At 70.8% G+C, this 16,818-nt stretch carries 15 protein-coding genes; 4 read left to right on the forward strand and 11 right to left on the reverse strand.

Translation table 11 applies throughout. The annotated features are described in order from the left end of the window. Nucleotides 1-255 precede the first annotated feature (255 nt). Complete coding sequence (locus MKK53_RS02785; protein WP_409564260.1) at nt 256-2,712, forward strand: glycogen/starch/alpha-glucan phosphorylase; 2,457 nt, start codon at nt 256-258, stop codon at nt 2,710-2,712. A gap of 134 nt (nt 2,713-2,846) precedes the next feature. Then, nucleotides 2,847-3,191, forward strand: a complete 345-nt coding sequence (locus tag MKK53_RS02790) for a hypothetical protein (RefSeq protein WP_243926684.1) — start codon at nt 2,847-2,849, stop codon at nt 3,189-3,191. Nucleotides 3,192-3,212: 21 nt separating this feature from the next. On the opposite strand, the gene rlmN is transcribed toward MKK53_RS02790, so the two are convergent. From rlmN to recQ, 6 genes are all read right to left on the reverse strand, one after another. Further along, nucleotides 3,213-4,493, reverse strand: a complete 1,281-nt coding sequence (rlmN, locus tag MKK53_RS02795; RefSeq protein WP_243926686.1) for a 23S rRNA (adenine(2503)-C(2))-methyltransferase RlmN — start codon at nt 4,491-4,493, stop codon at nt 3,213-3,215. Nucleotides 4,494-4,849: 356 nt separating this feature from the next. Then, nucleotides 4,850-5,188, reverse strand: a complete 339-nt coding sequence (gene grxD / locus MKK53_RS02800; RefSeq protein WP_243926688.1) for a Grx4 family monothiol glutaredoxin — start codon at nt 5,186-5,188, stop codon at nt 4,850-4,852. A 29-nt stretch (nt 5,189-5,217) separates the two neighbouring features. Next, nucleotides 5,218-5,724, reverse strand: coding sequence for a DUF29 domain-containing protein (locus MKK53_RS02805; protein WP_243926690.1), 507 nt, complete (start codon nt 5,722-5,724; stop codon nt 5,218-5,220). A 23-nt stretch (nt 5,725-5,747) separates the two neighbouring features. Beyond that, a complete protein-coding gene (locus tag MKK53_RS02810; RefSeq protein WP_243926692.1) occupies nt 5,748-5,984 on the reverse strand; it encodes a BolA/IbaG family iron-sulfur metabolism protein in 237 nt (78 codons plus the stop codon). An 18-nt stretch (nt 5,985-6,002) separates the two neighbouring features. Beyond that, on the reverse strand, nt 6,003-8,228 hold the full coding sequence (purL, locus tag MKK53_RS02815) for a phosphoribosylformylglycinamidine synthase subunit PurL (protein WP_243926694.1): 2,226 nt from the start codon (nt 8,226-8,228) through the stop codon (nt 6,003-6,005). A 198-nt stretch (nt 8,229-8,426) separates the two neighbouring features. Next, entirely contained in the window at nt 8,427-10,268 is a 1,842-nt protein-coding gene (gene recQ, locus MKK53_RS02820; RefSeq protein WP_243926696.1) for a DNA helicase RecQ, read from the reverse strand. Nucleotides 10,269-10,347: 79 nt separating this feature from the next. Between recQ and MKK53_RS02825 the strand changes: the two genes are divergently transcribed. Further along, nucleotides 10,348-10,587 carry a type II toxin-antitoxin system VapB family antitoxin gene (locus tag MKK53_RS02825; protein WP_243926698.1) on the forward strand — a complete coding sequence of 80 codons (240 nt, stop codon included), beginning with the start codon at nt 10,348-10,350 and terminating at the stop codon, nt 10,585-10,587. After that, on the forward strand, nt 10,587-10,985 hold the full coding sequence (locus MKK53_RS02830) for a type II toxin-antitoxin system VapC family toxin (protein ID WP_243926700.1): 399 nt from the start codon (nt 10,587-10,589) through the stop codon (nt 10,983-10,985). Before MKK53_RS02825 ends, MKK53_RS02830 begins: the two co-directional genes overlap by 1 nt. Nucleotides 10,986-10,992: 7 nt before the next feature. Here MKK53_RS02830 and denD read toward each other — a convergent pair whose 3' ends face one another. The 5 genes from denD to MKK53_RS02855 form a co-directional block, all read right to left on the reverse strand. After that, nucleotides 10,993-11,970: a D-erythronate dehydrogenase gene (denD, locus tag MKK53_RS02835; protein ID WP_243926702.1), complete on the reverse strand. Its 978-nt coding sequence runs from the start codon at nt 11,968-11,970 to the stop codon at nt 10,993-10,995. Nucleotides 11,971-12,095: 125 nt separating this feature from the next. Continuing rightward, nucleotides 12,096-13,385, reverse strand: a complete 1,290-nt coding sequence (gene otnK / locus MKK53_RS02840; RefSeq protein ID WP_243926704.1) for a 3-oxo-tetronate kinase — start codon at nt 13,383-13,385, stop codon at nt 12,096-12,098. Nucleotides 13,386-13,390: 5 nt separating this feature from the next. Further along, nucleotides 13,391-14,167 (reverse strand): 2-oxo-tetronate isomerase, encoded by a 777-nt coding sequence (otnI, locus tag MKK53_RS02845; protein ID WP_243926706.1) that lies wholly within the window; start codon nt 14,165-14,167, stop codon nt 13,391-13,393. Between the two features lie 238 nt (nt 14,168-14,405). After that, the gene (ltnD, locus tag MKK53_RS02850) at nt 14,406-15,311 is read right to left on the reverse strand and encodes an L-threonate dehydrogenase (RefSeq protein WP_243926708.1); all 906 of its coding nucleotides are present in this window, start codon (nt 15,309-15,311) and stop codon (nt 14,406-14,408) included. Between the two features lie 10 nt (nt 15,312-15,321). Next, nucleotides 15,322-16,641, reverse strand: coding sequence for an MFS transporter (locus tag MKK53_RS02855; RefSeq protein ID WP_243926710.1), 1,320 nt, complete (start codon nt 16,639-16,641; stop codon nt 15,322-15,324). Between the last annotated feature and the right edge of the window lie 177 nt (nt 16,642-16,818).

Consider the following 16,818-nt stretch of genomic DNA (forward strand, 5'->3'; position numbering starts at 1 on the left):
GGGAAGCTGTTGCTATCTTGGCACACAGTCGGGCCGCCGGCCGCGGGACATCCGCCGCGCCGGGGCGCTGCCTCGACTTTGCCCGAGACCGCACACAGACTCGTCGCGGTCGGGCCCGGGCTGCCGCGTCGTTCACGCGATGGCAATCCGGATGGAAGCATAATCCGCGACGAATATGGGGGAACGACTGTGTTAACCGACGTTCTGACGCGCGCCGCCTCGTCGACCGTCTCGCCCGATACCGGGCGTGACGAGATGAAAACCATGGCGATCCCGGCGATGAGCAAACCCCTCCATACCGGCGACGCGGTGGTCGACCTGCGCGAGGCGATCAGGGGCAAGCTCGGCCTCGTGCTCGGCACCACACCGGAGACCGCCCGCCCCCGCGACTGGTTCGTCGCCACGGCGCTGGCCCTGCGCGACCGGATCGCCGAGGCCGGCCTGCCGCAGGGCGGGCAGATCCCGCACAAGCGGGTCTACTACCTCTCCCTCGAATTCCTCATCGGCCAGCTGATGTCGGACGCCCTCAACAACCTCGGCCTCACCGAGACGGTGCGCGAGGCGCTGGGCCAGCTCGGCATCGACCTCGACGCCGTGCAGGACGCCGAGCCCGACGCCGCCCTCGGCAACGGCGGCCTCGGCCGGCTCGCCGCCTGCTTCATGGAGAGCATGGCGAGCCTGAAGATCCCGGCGGTCGGCTACGGCATCCGCTACGACCACGGCCTGTTCCGCCAGTCCTTCAAGGACGGCTGGCAGCAGGAGGCGCCGGAGACGTGGCTCTCCGAGGGCAACCCGTGGGAGTTCCCCCGGCGCGAGACGACCTACCGGATCGGCTTCGGCGGCGGCGTGACCATGTCGGCCTCGGGCGAGGGGATCGCCCGGCGCTGGCAGCCGGCCGAGACCGTGCTGGCGGTGGCCCACGACGTGCCGGTGGTCGGCTGGCGGGGGTGCCAGGTCAACAGCCTGCGCCTGTGGAAGGCCGAAGCCGAGGCCCCCATCGACCTCGCCGCCTTCAACGGCGGCGACCATGTCGGCGCCCTGAGCCAGCGGATGCGGGCCGAGGCGATCTCCCGGGTGCTCTATCCGAGCGACGCCTCCGCCGCCGGCCAGGAGCTGCGCCTGCGCCAGGAATACTTCTTCACCTCCGCCTCGCTGCAGGACCTCCTCGCCCGGCACCGGGCCGAGCGCGGAGACCTGCGCTCCCTGCCCGACCACGCGGCGATCCAGCTCAACGACACCCACCCGGCCATCGCCGTGCCGGAGCTGATGCGCCTCCTCACCGACGACCACGGCCTCTCCTGGGAGGATGCGTGGCACGTGACCACCCACACCCTGCACTACACAAACCACACCCTCCTGCCCGAGGCGCTGGAGACCTGGCCGGTGGAGCTGATGGAGCGGCTGCTGCCGCGCCACATGCAGATCATCTACCTGATCAACTGGATGCACCTCGAGGAGCAGGGCAAGAACGGCCAGGGCGACGCCGCCCACCTCGCCTCCGTCTCGCTGATCGACGAGTCGCACGGGCGCCGGGTGCGGATGGGCCACCTCGCCTTCCACGGGGCCCGGCGGGTGAACGGGGTCTCGGCCCTGCACACCGACCTGATGCGCTCCACGGTGTTCTCCGACCTGCACGCCCTCGACCCGGACAAGATCGTCAACAAGACCAACGGCATCACCTTCCGGCGCTGGCTGCACACCGCCAACCCCGGCCTCACCCGGCTCGCCGTCGAGACCCTGGGCGAGGGCGTGCTCGACAACCCCGAGTTGCTCACCGGCCTCGAGCCATTCGCGCAGGATGCGGGCTTCGTGGCCCGCTACCGGGCGGTGCGCCGGCAGCGCAAGGAGGCGCTCGCCGCCCTCGTCGCCGACCGCACGGGGATCGACATCGACCCCGACGCCCTCTTCGATGTGCAGGTGAAGCGCATCCACGAATACAAGCGCCAGTTGCTCAACGTCGTGGAGACGGTGGCGCTGTATCAGGCGATCAAGGCCGAGCCGCACCGGGACTGGACCCCGCGGGTCAAGATCTTCGCCGGCAAGGCGGCGCCGAGCTACGTCCAGGCGAAGCTGATCATCAAGCTCGCCGCCGACGTGGCCCGGGCCGTCAACGACGACCCGGTGGTGGCGGGCCGGCTGAAGGTGGTGTTCCTGCCGAACTACTCGGTGAGCCTCGCGGAGGCGATCATCCCGGCTGCCGACCTCTCCGAGCAGATCTCGACCGCGGGGCTCGAAGCCTCCGGCACCGGCAACATGAAGTTCGCCCTCAACGGCGCGCTCACGGTGGGCACCCTCGACGGGGCCAACATCGAGATCCGCGACGATGTCGGGGCGGACAACATCTTCATCTTCGGCCTCGACGCGGCGGGCGTCACCGCCCGCAAGGCGGTGCCGGGCTACGCGAAGGCGGCGATCGAGGCGTCCCCGCGCCTCGCGGCGGCCCTCGACATGATCGCCTCCGGGCGGTTCTCGCCGGAGGAGCCGGGCCGGTTCCGCCCCCTCACCGACGACCTGCGCGGCCGCGACCCCTACCTGCTGACCGCCGACTTCGACGATTACTGGCGGACCCAGCGGGCCATCGACGCCGCGTGGCGCGACCCGGCCACGTGGTGGGCCAAGGCGATCCGCAACACGGCGCGGATGGCGTGGTTCTCCTCCGACCGGTCGATGCGCGAATACGCCGACGAGATCTGGCGCGTCCGCCTGGGCTGAGAGGCCGTCGGACTCCCAGGGGCCCCCAAGGCCCCTGGGTGGGGGGCGGGGGCAAGACCCCGGCCTCGCACTCCCCTCTACCTCCACAGGCGATCATGTCGTCAGATCGACCCGGATGGCGTAGTCAGCAGGCCATGCTCACCCTCTTTCGCCTCGCCTTCTGGACGATCCTGGCGGTCCTGGTTTTCGTGACCCTGTCGCCCATCGGCCTGCGGCCCGAAGTGGGGCCCGCCAACCTGGAGCGGAGCGTCGCCTATCTCCTGTTCGGGGGATTGGCGGCGCTCGCGTTCCCGCGGCACCGCATCGCGATCCTCGTGGCGGTCATCGCCGTCGCCGGCCTCCTCGAAGCCGGACAGGGCCTCGCGGCCAGCCGCCACGGCCGGATCGGCGACTTCCTGGTGAAGGCCGGGAGCGGGGCCGCCGGATGGCTCGCCGCCTCCGCGCTGATCGCGATGGCGGCCCGGCCGAAGGCGGGCTGACCCCGCCCCGCGGCGTCGCCCTCAATCCTCGTCGCTGATGTAGAGCCCTTCGGCGATGCCGTCCTCCAGCATCATCCGGGCGCGGACGCGCAGCTTCTCGGTCTCGCTCTTGAGCTGGCCGCAGGCGGCGAGGATGTCCCGGCCCCGGGGCGTGCGCACCGGCGAGGCGTAGCCGGCGTTGAACACGATCTCCGAGAACCGCTCGATCCGGTCCCAGTCGGAGCACGCGTAGCGGCTGCCGGGCCAGGGGTTGAACGGGATCAGGTTGATCTTGGCCGGGATGCCCTTGAGCAGCCGCACCAGCTCCTTCGCGTCCGCATCGGAATCGTTGACGCCCTTCAGCATCACGTACTCGAAGGTGATGCGCCGGGCGTTGTTGAGCCCCGGATAGGCCCGGCACGCGGCGAGCAGATCGCGGATCGGATACTTGCGGTTGAGCGGCACGAGCTCGTCGCGCAGGTCGTCGCGCACCGCGTGGAGGGAGATCGCCAGCATGGCGTTCGCCTCCGCGCCGAGGCGGGGGATCTGCGGCACGACGCCGGATGTGGAGACGGTGATCCGCCGCCGGGACAGGCCGAGGCCCTCCTGGTCCGCCATCACCCCCACCGCATCGACCACCGCGTCGAAGTTGTAGAGGGGCTCGCCCATGCCCATGAACACGATGTTGGTGACGAGGCGGCCGACCTCGCCGCCGCCGGCCGCATCGCGGCTCGGCATCTGGCCGGTCCAGTCGCCGAGCTCGTCCCGGGCGACGACGAGTTGCTGGACGATCTCGGCGGCCGAGAGGTTGCGCACGAGGCGCTGGGTGCCGGTGTGGCAGAACGAGCAGGTGAGGGTGCAGCCGACTTGGCTGGACACGCAGAGCGTCCCGCGGTCCGGGCCAGGGATGTAGACGCACTCGATCTCGGCGCCGCGGTTGTGCTCCTGCGCGTTGGTCGGCGCCATGCGCAGCAGCCACTTGCGGGTGCCGTCGCGGGAGACCTGCCGGCTGACGACCTCCGGGCGCTCCAGGGTGAAGTGCTGGGCGAGTTCGGCCTTCAGGCCTTTCCCGATGGTGGTCATCTCGCCGAAGTCGGTGGCGCCCCGGAGGTTGATCCAGTGCCAGACCTGGCCCGCACGCATCCGGCTCTCGCGCTCGGGTACGCCGGCCTCGATGAGGCGGGCCTTCAGGTCGTCGCGGGTGAGGCCGACGAGGGAGAGCTTCCGGCCGGGGAGGGCGGTGCGCTCGGGCCGGAACTCGGGGGTCTTCTCAATGGCGGAAAGAGCAGCCACACGGCCGCTGTCGAGCGACGGCGTCGCCATGGTGATGCGGATCCCTTCGGTTGAAGGGACCTCATATAGTCGATCTCGTGGGCGGATGCGACCTGGTGCATCGATCCAGACGAAGGCGTCAGCCGTGTCTGGAAAAATTGATGCGAAAACAAGGAGCTAGGGCAGATACGCATGAACGAAGTGAGTGCGTGACCGCACTAGCGGGCCGCATGCCAGCTTTCTCCCGATCATCACCTCATCCTGAGGTGCCCGCATCAGCGGGCCTCGAAGGAGGGCTCCAGAAAGCTCCGTGATCCCTGGAGCCCTCCTTCGCGGCGGCTGACGCCGCACCTCAGGATGAGGAGGAGTGTAGGGTCACCCCTCACAGGAGGGGTGCCCGGCCCCGATCAGGCGGCGGCGGTCTTCACCGGCACACCCTTCTCGGCGAGGAAGGTCTGCAGCTCGCCCGACTGGAACATCTCGCGGGTGATGTCGCAGCCGCCGACGAACTCGCCCTTCACGTAGATCTGGGGGATGGTCGGCCAGTTCGAGAAGGCCTTGATGCCCTCGCGGATGCCCTGGTCGGCCAGGACGTTCACGCCCTTGAACGGCACGCCGAGGTAGGTGAGGATCTGCACCACCTGCCCCGAGAAACCGCATTGCGGCATCTGCGGCGTGCCCTTCATGAAGACCACCACGTCCTGGGAGGCGATCTCGTTCTGGATGGTCGCGTTGGCGTCGGTCATCGAAGAGTCCTTGTTTCCGTAACGGTGATCTAGTGACGGTCGGGCGGGGATTTCAACACGGCGGCGAGGCGTTCGAGACCGCGATCCATGTCGAAGTCGGGTGCCGTCAGTTCTTCGGGCGTGAACGGCAGGCGATCGGGCAGGCCGGCGATGAGGGAATCTCCGAACTCATCGAGCGCCGCCCGGGCGAGCCTGATGGAGCGCGCCCAGAGGCGGTCCCAGTCGATCCGCTGGCGCATCGAGCGGCGATACGTCTTCTCGGCGGCCGCGTGGTGCAGGAGCACTTCCGTTCGCCACGAACGGGTCGATTGCGCGGAGGGAGCCGACGCATATTTCAGGATGTGGATCAGCATCTGGGCGAGGGCGCTCTCCACCCGCTCGATATCGGACCGCCCCACGCTCTCGATCTCCTCGATCACGTTCTCCCAATCGACCGCGTTCGACAGGTCGCTCCGGGCGGCGAGGGCGCGCAGGGCCGCCACCTGTTCGTCGGCCCAGGTCACGATGTCGTCGTCGTAGAGGGTCGGCCGGTCCATCGGGAGCGCCTCCGCGGGGGGCCTCAATCCTGCGGGAGGCCCGTGGTCAGCGCAAGGGCGTGGAGCACACCCCCCATGCGCCCCTGGAGGGCGCCGTAGACCATCTGGTGCTGGGCCACCCGGGTCTTGCCCTTGAAGGCGGCGGAGAGGACGGTGGCGGCGTAGTGGTCGCCGTCCCCGGCGAGGTCGCGGATCTCGACCTTCGCGTCGGGCAGGGCCTCGACGATCATGCGCTCGATCTCGCGGGCATCCATCGGCATGGAACGATTCTCCGAAATTCAGGCGGCGGGGGCGGCGGGCTGGCTCGCCATGTAGGCCGGCATCCAGCCCTCGTGGGCCTCGCGGAGGTCGGCGACGGCGATGGTCTCGCCGCCGGGCAGGGTCAGGCGGTCGGAGCCGGTGATGCCCACGACCGCGGCGGCGATGCCCTGCGCCGCGGCGCTGGTGAGCAGGTCGGCGGCGGTCTCGGGCGCCACGGCGATCAGGTAGCGGCCCTGGTCCTCGCCGAACAGGTAGGCGTGGGCCGGCAGGTCCACCGGCACGTCCGGCAGGGCCGCGCCGAGGCCGCCCGCCATCGCCATCTCGGCCAGGGCGACGGCGAGGCCGCCGTCCGACAGGTCGTGGACAGTATCGACCGTGCCCGCGACGATCAGCCCGCGCACGAAATCGCCGTGGCGGCGCTCCAGGGCGAGGTCCACCGGCGGGGGCGCGCCCTCCTCGCGGCCCTCGACCACCGCGAGGTAGGCCGACTGGCCGAGCCAGCCTTCGCCCGCCCCGATCAGCACCAGGGCGTCGCCCTCGCGCTTCAGGGCGATGGTGGCGTGGCGGGTGACGTCGTCGAGCACGCCGACGCCGCCGATGGTCGGGGTGGGCAGGATGCCGACGCCGTTGGTCTCGTTGTAGAGGGAGACGTTGCCGGACACGACCGGGAAGTCGAGCGCCCGGCACGCCTCGCCGATGCCCTGGAGGCAGCCGACGAGCTGGCCCATCACCTCCGGCTTCTCCGGGTTGCCGAAGTTGAGGTTGTCGGTGATGGCGAGGGGGCGCCCGCCCACCGCCGAGATGTTGCGCCACGCCTCGGCCACCGCCTGCCGGCCGCCCTCGACCGGGTCGGCCTCGCAGTAGCGCGGCGTCACGTCGCAGGTGATGGCGAGGCCCTTGGGGCCGTCCTCGATCCGTACGATGGCCGCGTCGCCGCCAGGCTTCTGCACGGTGTTGCCGAGGATGAAGTGGTCGTACTGCTCGTAGACCCAGCGCTTCGAGGCGAGGTCCGGCGCGGCCACGAGACGCTTCAGCGCGTCGGCCAGGGAGGCGGGCGCGGCCACGTCCGCGGGGCGGATGACGTCCCGATGGGTGTTGGCGAGGTGCGGCCGGTCGTAGAGGGGTGCCTCGTCGCCGAGTTCCTTGATCGGCAGGTCGGCCACCGTCTCGCCGTGCCACTTCACGACGAAGCGGAGGGTGTCGGTGGTCCTGCCGATCACCGCGAAGTCGAGACCCCACTTCACGAAGATCGCCTCGGCCTCTGCCTCCATGCCGGGCTTGAGCACCATGAGCATCCGCTCCTGGCTCTCGGAGAGCATCATCTCGTAGGGGGTCATGCCCTCCTCGCGGGCGGGCACCTTCTCGATGTCGAGCTCGACCCCGAGGTCGCCCTTGGCGCCCATCTCGACGGCCGAGCAGGTGAGCCCCGCCGCGCCCATGTCCTGGATGGCGATGACCGCCCCCGAGGCCATCAGCTCCAGGCAGGCTTCCAGCAGCAGCTTTTCGGCGAAGGGGTCGCCCACCTGCACGGTGGGGCGCTTGGCCTCCGTGCCCTCGTCGAACTCGGCGGAGGCCATGGTGGCGCCATGGATGCCGTCCCGGCCGGTCTTGGAGCCGAGGTAGACGATCGGGTTCCCCACGCCGGCCGCCGCCGCGTAGAAGATGCCGTCCTGCTTGGCGAGGCCCACCGCCATGGCGTTGACGAGGATGTTGCCGTCGTAGCGCCGATGGAAGCCGACCTGCCCGCCGACGGTGGGCACGCCGAAGGAATTGCCGTAGCCGCCCACGCCCGCCACCACGCCGGAGACGAGGCCCCGGGTGCGGGGATGCTCGGGATCGCCGAATCGCAGGGCGTTCAGGGCCGCGATGGGGCGCGCGCCCATGGTGAACACGTCGCGCAGGATGCCGCCGACCCCGGTCGCCGCGCCCTGGTAGGGCTCGATGAAGCTCGGGTGGTTGTGGCTCTCCATCTTGAAGACGCAGGCCATCCCGTCGCCGATGTCGATGACGCCGGCATTCTCGCCGGGCCCCTGGATCACCCACGGCGCCGAGGTCGGCAGCCCGCGCAGGTGCTTGCGGGAGGACTTGTACGAGCAATGCTCGTTCCACATCGCCGAGACGATGCCGAGCTCGGTCAGCGTCGGGTCTCGGCCGATGAGCGCCCGGAAGCGGTCGTACTCGTCCGGTTTGAGGCCGTGCTGGGCCACGAGCTCGGGCGTGATCGGGACATCGTTGCGGAACATACGGCGGTCTCGACGAACAGGCCTACGGCGGCGGACCCGGACCGGGCGCTGTGGCAGTCGCGCCCGATTAGTGCCTTCCGGACCTGCGATGCAACATCCGGCCTGTCTCTCATGTGAATGGCGGGGGATTCGGCACGGTTTTCGCGGCCCTGGCGCCGTATCTCCCCCTCTCCTCCGCGGGGGAGGGGTTCAGGTGCCCTACGTCCCCGGCGCGTGGCTCAGGAACTCGCCGATCGCCTCCGCGAAGCGCCCGCCATAGGCCTCGCGCTTGCGCTCGCCGACCCCGTGGATCGTGCGCATCGCCCAGAGGTCGATGGGTTTCTGGCGGGCCATCTCGATCAGGGTGCGGTCGGGGAAGACCATGAAGGCGGCGATGCCCTCGGCCCGGGCGATGGTGGCGCGCAGGCCGCGCAGGTGCTGGAACAGGGCCTCGTCCGCCTCGGGCAGGCCCAGCTCCTCGGTCGCGCGGGGCGCCGTGCGACGGCGCTCTCGGGAGGCGGGCTTGGGCTCGGGATCGGGCCGGAGGGTGACGGGTTCGCGCCCGTAGAGGATCTCCGTCCCCCGCTCGGTGAGGCTGAGGCCGCCGTAGCCGTCGGAGTTCTCGGCGACCGCGCCGGCCGCGAAGAGCTGGCGCAGGATCGCCCGCCACGCCGTGACCGTCTTGTCGGAGCCGACCCCGAAGGTCTTGAGCCCGTCATGGCCGTTGCGGCGGATCTGGTCGCTCTCCTTGCCGTGCACCACGTCGCAGACATAGGCCGCGCCGAAGCGCTGGCCGGTGCGCACGATGGCCGAGAGGAGCTTCTGGGCGGGCACGGTGCCGTCCACCAGTTCCACCCCGTCGCGGCACAGGTCGCAGCGGCCGCAGCGCCCGCTCGCCTCGCCGAAATAGGCGAGCAGCGATTGCCGCCGGCAGGAGGCGCCCTCGCACAGGGCGATCATCGCCTCCAGCTTGCGCCGCTCGGTCCGGCGGCGCTCGTCGGAGATCTCCTTCTCGTCGATCTGGCGGCGGCGCAGTGCCATGTCGTCCAGGCCGTAGAGGGTGAGGGTGTCGGCGGGCAGCCCGTCGCGGCCGGCGCGGCCGATCTCCTGGTAGTAGCCCTCGACGTTGGTGGGCATGTCGGCGTGGCAGACGAAGCGCACGTCGGGCTTGTTGATGCCCATGCCGAAGGCGACGGTGGCGGTCATCACCACCCCGTCCTCCTGGAGGAAGCGGTCCTGGTTGCGCATCCGCGTGCCCTGGTCGAGGCCGGCATGGTAGGGCAGGGCGTTGAACCCGTCCTTGCTCAGGGTCTCGGCCAATTGCTCCGTGCGCTTGCGCGACGAGCAGTAGATGATCCCGCTCTCGGCGCGGCGGTGCTTCAGGAACCGCTCGATCTGCCGGGCCGGGTTGTCCTTCGGCTGGAAGGTCAGGCGGATGTTCGGCCGGTCGAAGGAGTGGACGAAGATCCTCGGCGCCCGCCCCTCGGGGAACAGCCGCTCGGCGATCTCGGCGCGGGTGGCAGCATCCGCGGTGGCGGTGAGGGCGACGGTCTGGACGTTGCCGAGCGCCTCCCGCGCCCGGGCGATCTCCCGGTATTCGGGGCGGAAATCGTGCCCCCATTGCGAGACGCAGTGGCACTCGTCCACCGCGAGCCGGCGCACCCCGGCCCCGCGCAGGGCCTCCATGCAGCCGTCCATCAGCAACCGCTCGGGGGAGACGAACAGCAGCCGCATCTCCCCCGAGCGGATGGCGCGCCACGTCTCGCGGGATTCGGTCTCGGGCACCGTGGAGTTGAGGGTCGCCGCCGGGATGCCGACGCTGCGCATCTGCTGCACCTGATCGTGCATCAGGGCGATCAGCGGCGAGACCACCACGGTGAGCCCGGCATCAACCAGGGCCGGGAGCTGGTAGGTCATCGACTTGCCGGAGCCGGTGGGCATCACGGCGAAGACGTCCTCCCCGTCGAGGACCGCGCCGATCACCTCGTCCTGGCCGGGCCGGAAATCCTCGTAGCCGAAGGTCTCCTTCAGTGCGGCGCGGGCCTCGTCGAGGCGGGTCATCCGGGTTCTCTCAATTTCTGGTGTGCTTGCGGCAAGGGTCGGGCTGGCTTACGTTTTTCCGCTCACCACGGAGGCAGCCATGCCGCTCACCATCGCCAGCGACGAGGTCGATCAGCTTGCCGAGAAATTGGCATCGCGGACGGGCGTGAGCAAGGCCGAGGCGGTGCGGCTTGCTCTGGTGAACGAACTGGCGCGGCGGGACGAGTCGTTGGCCGACTTTCTCGACAGGATCAAGCCGATCCAGGATGCCTTGGCGGCATACCCGAAGACCGGCCTGAAGGCCGACAAGGCCTTCTATGACAGCCTCTACGAGGATTGATGGTCATCGATGCGTCGGCTCTCGTCGCGATTCTCTGTCGCGAGCCCGGCTATGAGCTTATCGCCGACCGAATCCGCCGTGCATCCCGACGTCTGACCAACGGAATCGCCCTATTTGAAACGGCGTTGGCCGTGGCTCGGATCCAAACAGTCGGCATCGATGACGCGGTCGCGATCGTGAACGATTTCCGCGTGAGAAACGGCATCGTGCCGGTTTCGATGGGATTGGTGGAAGCCCGCCTCGCTCTCGCGGCCCATGCCCGCTTCGGCAAGGGCCGCCATCCGGCCCGCCTCAACCTCGGCGACTGCTTCGCCTATGCCTGTGCCAAGGCGCACGGGGCGCGGCTGCTGTTCGTCGGGGACGATTTTCCGCAGACCAACATCGCCCCCGCGCTCTGACGCCCCCTCACCCCCCGTGGGATTCGGCGATGTGCTGGGCCACGATGGCGTCGAACGAGGCGTCCGCCTGGAAGCCCAGCGCCGTCGCGGCCTCGGTGTCGAAGGCCGCGGGCCAGGTCTCCACGATGCGGCGGACCGCCTCGTCGGGCTCCCGGCGAATCAGGGCCACCGCCTTGTCGCCGGCCGCCCGGCGCAGGGCCTCGATCTCCTCGGCCACCGTCGCGGAGATACCGGGCATGGTCAGGCTCCGGCGGGTGCCGAGGCGGGAAAGGTCGAGGGCCGCCGCGTGGGTGAGGAAGCCCACCGCCGCCGCCGGGCTCGCGAACCAGTGCCGCACCGTGTCGGCGACGGGCAGGATCGCCTCCTGCCCGGCCAGCGGCTCGCGCAGGATGCCGGAGAAGAAGCCCGAGGCCGCCTTGTTCGGCTTGCCCGGCCGCACGCAGATCGTCGGCAGGCGCAGGCCGATCCCGTCGAAGATGCCCCGCCGCGCGTAGTCGGCGAGGAGCATCTCGCCCATCGCCTTCTGCGTGCCGTAGGAGGTCGCCGGGCGCAGGATGAAGTCGTCGGGGATGATGTCGGGCAAGGGCGGCCCGAACACGGCGAGGGAGGAGGTGAAGATCACCTTCGGCCGGTAGCCGTCGCTGAGATGGGCGGCGCGGATCGCCTCGAACAGGAAGCGCGTCGCGTCGAGGTTGACCCGATAGCCGAGGTCGAAATTCGCCTCGGCCTCGCCGGAGACCACCGCCGCGAGGTGGAAGATCACCTCCGGCCGGTCGCGGATCGCCGCCTCGGCGGCGCCGGGGGCGGAGAGGTCGGCGGCCTCGGCGCGCACCGGGCCGGGCACGCCGTCGGGGGCGGTGGGGGCCACCACGTCGAGGAGGGTCAGCCCGGTGAGGGGCTGCCCGCCGACGGCGCCCCCGGCGACGAGGGCCTCGACGAGGCGCCGGCCGATCATGCCGGCGGCACCGAGGATCAGGGCGTGCATGGGAAGCCTCCGTCAATCGTGGGGATTCCGAAGGGCCGAGCCCTTCGGTGGGGTCCAGGGGCAAGGCCCCTGGGGCATGCGGGGCGCCGCCCGGGGGGCGCGGCCCTTCGGAAACCCGGGGTTTGTCAGTCCATCATGTCGAGGGCGCGGGCGAAGAAGTCGGCCGCGCCGAAATTGCCGGACTTGAGGGCCAGCAACATCGGCTCGGGCCGTCCCGCCGTGCGCAGCACCGGCACGCCGGGGGCGATCTCCGGCCCGACGAGGAAGGCGCGCAGACCGAGCCTGTCCACCGCTGCGCCGGAGGTCTCGCCGCCGGCGATGACGAGGCGGCGCACGCCGGCCGCCACCAGCCCCTCGGCGATGGCCGACAGGGCCGCCTCGACGGCGTGCCCCGCCGCCTCGGACCCGTGCCGGACCTGCAGGGCGCGCACCGCCTCCGGCTCGGCGGAGGAGGCGATCAGCACCGGACCCGCCGCGATCCGCTCGCGGGCGAAAGCCAAGGCCTCGGCCACCACCGCCTCCGGTTCGGCGAGCAGCCGGCCGGCCTCCAGGCGCAGCACCGGCATGTGGGCCTGCGCCGCCGCCACCTGCCCGAGGGTCGCCTGCGAGCAGCTTCCGGCGAGGCAGGCGGCGTATCCGCCGACCGGTTCGCCCAGGGCCGCGCCCGCCGCGTCCCGCCGGCCGCGCCCGTCGGCGTGGAGCGCGCGGGCGAGCCCGAGGCCGAGGCCGGAGGCCCCCACCGAGAAGCGCCTCGCGACGATGGCCCGGCCCAGGGTTTCGAGGTCGTGGTCGAAGATCGCGTCGGCGATGGCCGCGCCCTTGCCCTCGGCGGCCAGCGCATCGAGCCTAGCGGCCACCGCCTCCGGCCCCCGCGCGACGGTGGCGATGTCGATGAGGCCGACGCCGCTCCGGCTCTGGCGGGCCAGCACCCGGGCGAGGTTGGCGTCGCGCATCGGGTTGAGGGGATGGTCCTTCAGGGGGCTCTCGTTCAGGGGCAGGGCGCCCACGAACAGGTGGCCCTGGTAGACGCTGCGTCCGGTCTCCGGGAAGGCGGGGGTGACGAGGGCGATGGCCTCGCCCGCCGCCTCCCGCAAAGCGTCGGTGACGGGGCCGATATTGCCCGCGTCGGTGGAATCGAAGGTCGAGCAGACCTTGAACATCACGTGCGCGGCGCCCTGCCCGCGCAGCCACGCCTCCGCCTCCAGGGAGCGGGCGACCGCCTCCCCCGCCGGGATCGACCGGCTCTTGAGGGCGACCACCACCGCGTCCGTCTCCGGCAGGGCGAGGTCGGCGCTGGGCACGCCGATGGTCTGGACCGTGCGCAGGCCGGCGCGGGTCAGGGTGTTGGCGAGGTCGGAGGCGCCGGTATAGTCGTCGGCGACGCAGCCGAGGGCGAGCGGCGTGGCGGTCGTCATCGGGGTCAGGCCTTCCTGTAGGGGGCGAACCAGCCGAGGCCCGCCTCGGTGTTCCCCGCCGGGATGTATTCGCAGCCCACGAACCCGTCGTAGCCGAGCCGGTCGAGCTCCGCGAACAGGAACGCGTCGTCCATCTCGCCGGTGCCGGGCTCGTGCCGGTCGGGCACGCTCGCGGTCTGGACATGGCCGACCATCGGCATCAGCTCGCGCACGCGCATGGTCACGTCGCCGTGCAGGATCTGGCAGTGGTAGAGGTCGAACTGGAGCTTCAGGTTCGGCAGGCCCAGCTCCCGGATCAGCGCCGCCGCCGCCCCGAAATCGTTGAGGAAATAGCCCGGCATGTTGCGGCCGTTGATCGGCTCCAGCACGAGGTCGAGCCCGGCCGGGGCGAGCCGTTCCGCCGCGACGGTCACGGCCCGGCGATAGGCGTCCCGCGCCGCGGGATCGTGCGGGTCGGCGAGCCCGGCCATCAGGTGCAGGCGCCTCACGCCGGTCGCCTCAGCGTAGCGCAGCGCCGTGTCGATGCCGGCGCTCACCTCATCGAACCGGTGAGGAAGCGCGGCCAAGCCCCTTTCGCCCTTGGCGAAATCCCCCGGCGGCATGTTGAACAGGGCCTGGGTCAGGCCGTTCGCCCGCAGGCGCTCGGCGATGGCCTCGGGCGGGTGCTCGTAGGGGAACAGGAACTCCACCGCCCCGAACCCCGCCCGCGCGGCGGCCTCGAACCGGTCGAGGAACGGCACCTCGTTGAACATCATCGTGAGGTTGGCGGCGAAGCGGGGCATTTTTTCGGACCTTTTCGCGCGACACGAATACCCCTCTCCCCGCTTGCGGGGAGAGGCCCGGCGACACCTCGTCGTGTCGGCGGGAAGCGGAGGCGAAGCCGGAGCGGAGGTGAGGGGGCCGGGCGGATGAGGCTCACCCGGCTCCCCCCCTCACCTTCGGCTGCCGCCTCGCTTCGCCCCCGACGAGGGGGGCTCAGCCCTCTCCCCGCAGGCGGGGAGAGGGGATACAACCCGCGGCCTATTCCGGCAGCACAGCCCCGGAGACCTGCGCGTAGAGGCGGGCCACGGAGGCGTCGTCGTCCCGGCCCATGCCCGAGCCGGAGGCCATCAGGAACATCTGCAGGGCGGCGGCGGCCACCGGCACCGGGTACTTCTCCGCCCGCGCCATGTCCTGCACGATGCCGAGATCCTTCACGAAGATGTCGACGGCGCTCTTCGGGGAGTAATCCGCATCGAGGATGTGCGGCACCCGGTTCTCGAACATCCACGAGTTGCCGGCGGATTTCGTGATCACCTCGTAGACGCGCTTCAGGTCGAGCCCCTGCTTGGCCGCGAAGCTCACCGCCTCGCAGGCGGCGGCGATGTGGACCCCCGCCAGCAGCTGGTTGATCATCTTGAAGGCCGCGCCCTGGCCCGCTTCGTCGCCGAGCTCGTAGACGGTGCCGGCCATGGCGGTGAGGGCGTCCCGCGCCCCGGCGAAGGCGGCGGGCGAACCGGAGGCGAGGAAGGTCAGCTCCCCCTCGGCGGCCCGGACGGCGCCGCCGCTCATGGGGGCGTCGAGATAGTGGCGGCCGGTGGCCTCCAGCCGGGCCGCGAGGCGTCGCGCCACGGCCGGGTCCATCGTCGCGGAGGAGACGAACACCGCCCCCTCCGGCATCGCCGCCGCCGCGCCGTCCGGCCCGAACAGCACCGCCTCGGTCTGGGCGGCGTTCACCACCACCGCGATCACCACGGCGGCGCCCCTGGCCGCCTCGGCCGGGTTCGCCGCGGCCTCGCCGCCGGTCTCCCGGAAGCGGGCCACCGCCTGCGGATTCACATCGCAGGCCGCCACCGAAAACCCCGCCCGCAGGAGCGAGGCCGCCATCCCCGAGCCCATCGAGCCCAGGCCGATCACCGCCGCGCGGCGTGCTGTCGTTCCGGTCATCGGGCGGTCCTCAGCGGTTCACGAGGCGGGGCGGCACCGCGAACACGCAGGCCGCGCCGAGCACCAGGGTCACGGCCAGCACGTACATGCCGGCGGCGGTGCTGCCGGTGTAGTCGCGCAGCGCCCCGATGGCGTAGGGGCCGGCGAAGCCCGCGAGGTTGCCCACCGAGTTGATGAGCGCGATCCCCGCCGCCGCGCCCGCGCCGCTGAGGAAGGCGGTCGGCAGCGACCAGAACAGGGGCGAGCAGGCGAGCACGCCGCCGGCCGCCACCGAGAGCGCCGCGATGGCGACCACCGTGTCCGTGCTGGAGGCCGAGACCACGAAGCCCGCCGCGCCGATGAGCGCCGGGACGATGAGGTGCCAGCGCCGCTCGCGGAAATGGTCGGCGCTGCGGCCGAGGGCGACCATCACCACCGTGGCGACCAGGAAGGGAATCGCGCTGATGAGGCCGATGTTGAGGTTGCCCTGGATGCCCGACGCCTTGACGATCGTCGGCACCCAGAAGGCCAGCCCGTACTGCCCGGCCACGAACAGGAAGTAGATCAGGCTCATGAACCACACCCGGCCGTTCCGGAACACGGTGGCGATCGAGTGGGGGCTGTCGGTCTTGGTGCGCTCCTCGGCGGCGATGTCCCGCTCCAGCACCTGCCGCTCGCGGGTGTCGAGCCACTTGGCCTCGGAGGGGCGGTTGTCGAGGTAGAGCAGCACCGCGATGCCGACGATCACCGCGGGCACCGCCTCGATCAGGAACATCCACTGCCAGCCGGACAGGCCGTGGGTGCCGTGGAACGAGTCCATGATCCAGCCGGAGAGCGGGTTGCCGAACACCCCCGAGACCGGGATCGCCGCCATGAACACGGTGATCACCCGCGCCCGGCGGTGCGAGGGGAACCAGTTCGTCACGTACAGGATCACGCCCGGATAGAACCCGGCCTCGGCCAGCCCCAGCAGGAAGCGCATCGCGTAGAAGGTCGCCTCCGAGTTCACGAACAGGAACGCCCCGGAGATGATCCCCCAGGTGATCATGATCCGCGCGATCCAGACCCGCGCGCCGACCTTGTGCAGGATGACGTTCGAGGGCACCTCGAACAGGAAGTAGCCGAGGAAGAAGATGCCGGCGCCGAGGCCGTAGGCCGTCTCGGAGAAGCCGAGCTCCTTGGACATCTGCAGCTTGGCGAAGCCGACGTTCACCCGGTCGAGATAGGCGACGATGTAGCAGAGCATCAGGAACGGCACGAGCCGCCAGAAGACCTTGGAATAGGTCCTGTCGATGAAGCTCTGCTGGCCCGGTGCGGCGCTCCCCGGCGCCACGGCGGCCTGGACTGGCATCGTGTTTCCTCCCTCGCCTCCCTCGTGGGAAGGCCCGTTCCGCCGCTCAAGGGGCGGCTGTGAGTCGCGCTATATCTCTCTTTGGCAGCGCTGCCAATTGTGTTGTGAAACAAAATGCAGGGGTTTATGGCGGGGTGAGGGGTGCCGTCCATGCCTCCCATCCACGCCCTCTTCCTG

The organism is Methylobacterium sp. J-076 (genome assembly GCF_022829405.1).
GTDB lineage: Bacteria > Pseudomonadota > Alphaproteobacteria > Rhizobiales > Beijerinckiaceae > Methylobacterium.

Coding starts and splice junctions, on each gene's coding strand:
- MKK53_RS02785 (WP_409564260.1), top strand. CDS start 256: ATGAAAACCATGGCGATCCCGGCGATGAGCAAACCCCTCCATACCGGC.
- MKK53_RS02790 (WP_243926684.1), top strand. CDS start 2,847: ATGCTCACCCTCTTTCGCCTCGCCTTCTGGACGATCCTGGCGGTCCTG.
- rlmN (WP_243926686.1), bottom strand. CDS start 4,493: ATGGCGACGCCGTCGCTCGACAGCGGCCGTGTGGCTGCTCTTTCCGCC.
- grxD (WP_243926688.1), bottom strand. CDS start 5,188: ATGACCGACGCCAACGCGACCATCCAGAACGAGATCGCCTCCCAGGAC.
- MKK53_RS02805 (WP_243926690.1), bottom strand. CDS start 5,724: ATGGACCGGCCGACCCTCTACGACGACGACATCGTGACCTGGGCCGAC.
- MKK53_RS02810 (WP_243926692.1), bottom strand. CDS start 5,984: ATGCCGATGGATGCCCGCGAGATCGAGCGCATGATCGTCGAGGCCCTG.
- purL (WP_243926694.1), bottom strand. CDS start 8,228: ATGTTCCGCAACGATGTCCCGATCACGCCCGAGCTCGTGGCCCAGCAC.
- recQ (WP_243926696.1), bottom strand. CDS start 10,268: ATGACCCGCCTCGACGAGGCCCGCGCCGCACTGAAGGAGACCTTCGGC.
- MKK53_RS02825 (WP_243926698.1), top strand. CDS start 10,348: ATGCCGCTCACCATCGCCAGCGACGAGGTCGATCAGCTTGCCGAGAAA.
- MKK53_RS02830 (WP_243926700.1), top strand. CDS start 10,587: ATGGTCATCGATGCGTCGGCTCTCGTCGCGATTCTCTGTCGCGAGCCC.
- denD (WP_243926702.1), bottom strand. CDS start 11,970: ATGCACGCCCTGATCCTCGGTGCCGCCGGCATGATCGGCCGGCGCCTC.
- otnK (WP_243926704.1), bottom strand. CDS start 13,385: ATGACGACCGCCACGCCGCTCGCCCTCGGCTGCGTCGCCGACGACTAT.
- otnI (WP_243926706.1), bottom strand. CDS start 14,167: ATGCCCCGCTTCGCCGCCAACCTCACGATGATGTTCAACGAGGTGCCG.
- ltnD (WP_243926708.1), bottom strand. CDS start 15,311: ATGACCGGAACGACAGCACGCCGCGCGGCGGTGATCGGCCTGGGCTCG.
- MKK53_RS02855 (WP_243926710.1), bottom strand. CDS start 16,641: ATGCCAGTCCAGGCCGCCGTGGCGCCGGGGAGCGCCGCACCGGGCCAG.